Here is a 2,419-nt window from a genome sequence, read left to right on the forward strand (position 1 = left end):
CCGCCCTGGCCGAGGCACTGAAGGACGTGGCCACCCGGCACGAGGTGCTGCGCACCCTCGTCCCGACCACCGACGGCCAGCCCCACCAGCTGGTCACGGAGGCCGCCGAACTCCCGCTGCACGCCGTGCCGGTGGCCACCGAGACGGAGCTGCGCACCGCGCTGGCCGAGGCCGGCGGTCGGGTCTTCGACCTCACCACCGAACTCCCCGTCCGGGCCACCCTGTTCTCGCTGCCGCACGACGAGCACGTGCTGCTGGTCCTGCTGCACCACATCGCCGGCGACGGCTGGTCCGTCGCCCCGCTCTTCCGCGACCTGGGCGAGGCCTACCGGGCCCGCACCACCGGCAGCACCCCCGACTGGCCACCGCTGCCGGTGCAGTACGCCGACTACGCCCTCTGGCAACGCGAACTCCTCGGCGACCAGGAGCGGCCCACCGCCCTGCTGACCGAGCAACTCGGCCACTGGCAGCAGGCCCTGGCCGACGCCCCGGAGGAGCTGGCACTGCCCTACGACCGCCCGCGCCCGGCCGTCCCCAGTCACCGGGGCGGCCTGACGGAGGCCAACGTCGACGCCGAACTCTACGCCGCACTAAGCACGTTGGCCGCTGCCCAGCACGCCAGCCTGTTCATGGTGCTGCAGGCCGCCGTCGCCACCCTCTACACCCGCCTCGGCGCCGGCACCGACCTGCCCCTCGGCACCCCCGTCGCCGGACGCACCGACGAGGCCCTGAACGACCTGGTCGGCTTCTTCGTCAACACCCTCGTCCTGCGCACCGACACCACCGGCAACCCCAGCTTCCGCGAACTGCTGGACCGCGTCCGCCGCACCGACCTGGACGCCTTCGACCACCAGGACATCCCCTTCGAGCGCCTGGTCGAACAGCTCAACCCCGCCCGCGTCCCGGCCCGCCACCCGCTCTTCCAGACCCTCATCGCCCTGGAGAGCCGCGCGGCGGTGTCCTCCGCCTTCGGCGACCTGGCCTGCGCCGAACACCCTTTCCAGCTGGACGTGGCCAAGTTCGACCTGTCCTTCCGCTTCACCGAGTTCACCGAGTCCACCGAGCAGGGCTCCCGGGCCGGCCTGACGGTGGCACTGGAGTACGCGACCGACCTCTTCGACCACGCCACCGCCGCCACCCTGGCCGAGCGGCTGCTGCGGGTGCTGAGCGCCGTCGCGGCCGACCCGGACGCCCCGATCGGCGGCATCGACCTGCTCGCCCCGGCCGAGCGCGAGCAGCTGCTCACCGGCTGGAACGGCCCCGCCGTGCCCGTGCCGGACGCCACCCTGCCCGAGCTGTTCGAGGCCCGGGCCACCGCCACCCCCGACGCGCCCGCCGTGGTCGCCGACACCGGGACACTGAGCTACGCCGAACTGGACTCCCGGGCCGAGCACCTGGCCGCCCACCTCGCCGACGCCGGCATCGGCGCCGACACCCCGGTGGTCCTGCTGATGGACCGCTCCGCCGAGCTGGTGGTCGCCCTGCTGGCCGTGCTCAAGGCCGGCGGCAGCTACGTCCCGCTGGACGACCGGCACCCGGCCGAGCGGCTGCGGCAGATCACCGCCGAGACCGGGGCGGCGCTCGTCCTGGTCGACCAGGCCCACCGGGACCACCCGCTGGCCGCCGACGCCCCCTGCCCCGTGCTGCCGCTCGCCCCGGACTCCTTCGGCTTCGACGGCCCGCGCAGGCAGCGCGCCCAGCGCCCGCCGCTGCACCCGGAACAGCTCGCCTACGTGATGTTCACCTCCGGCTCCACCGGCCTGCCCAAGGGCATCGCCGTCACCCACCGGGACGTCGTCCAGCTCGCCTCGGACCCGTGCTGGCAGCACCCCGACGGTCTGCGGGTGCTGTTCCACGCCCCGCACGCCTTCGACGCCTCCACCTACGAACTCTGGGCGCCGCTGCTCTCCGGCGGGCAGGTGGTCGTCGCCCCCGAGGGCAACCTGGACGCCGCCGCGATCGGCGCCCTGGTCCGGGCCCACCGGCTCACCCACGTCCACGTCACCGCCGGACTGTTCCGCGTCATCGCGGAGGAGGAGCCCGGTGTCTTCGCCGGGGTGCGCGAGGTGCTGACCGGCGGGGACGTGGTCTCGGCGCCCGCCGTCCGCAAGGTGCTGGCGGCCGTGCCGGGCATCGGGGTCCGGGTGCTCTACGGCCCGACCGAGATCACCCTCTGCGCGACCCAACTCGTCCTGCCCACAGCGGAGTCCGTACCGGACGTGGTGCCGATCGGGCGCCCGATGGCGAACACCCGGGCGTACGTGCTGGACGGCGGGTTGCAGCCCGTCCCGGCCGGGGTGCCCGGTGAGCTGTACATCGCGGGCGCGGGTCTGGCCCGGGGCTACGCCGGCCGGCCGGCCCTCACCGCCGAGCGCTTCGTCGCCTGCCCGTACGGGGACAAGGGCGGCCGGATGTACCG

Annotated in this window: 1 protein-coding gene; it reads left to right on the forward strand. The window is 74.6% G+C overall.

Going from position 1 to position 2,419, the window contains the following annotated elements; translation table 11 throughout:
* Window positions 1–2,419 (forward strand): non-ribosomal peptide synthetase (locus ACZ7BZ_RS38260; protein WP_470362410.1); only part of this gene is annotated, 2,419 nt, incomplete at both ends.

Source organism: Kitasatospora sp. NPDC036934 (assembly GCF_055608425.1).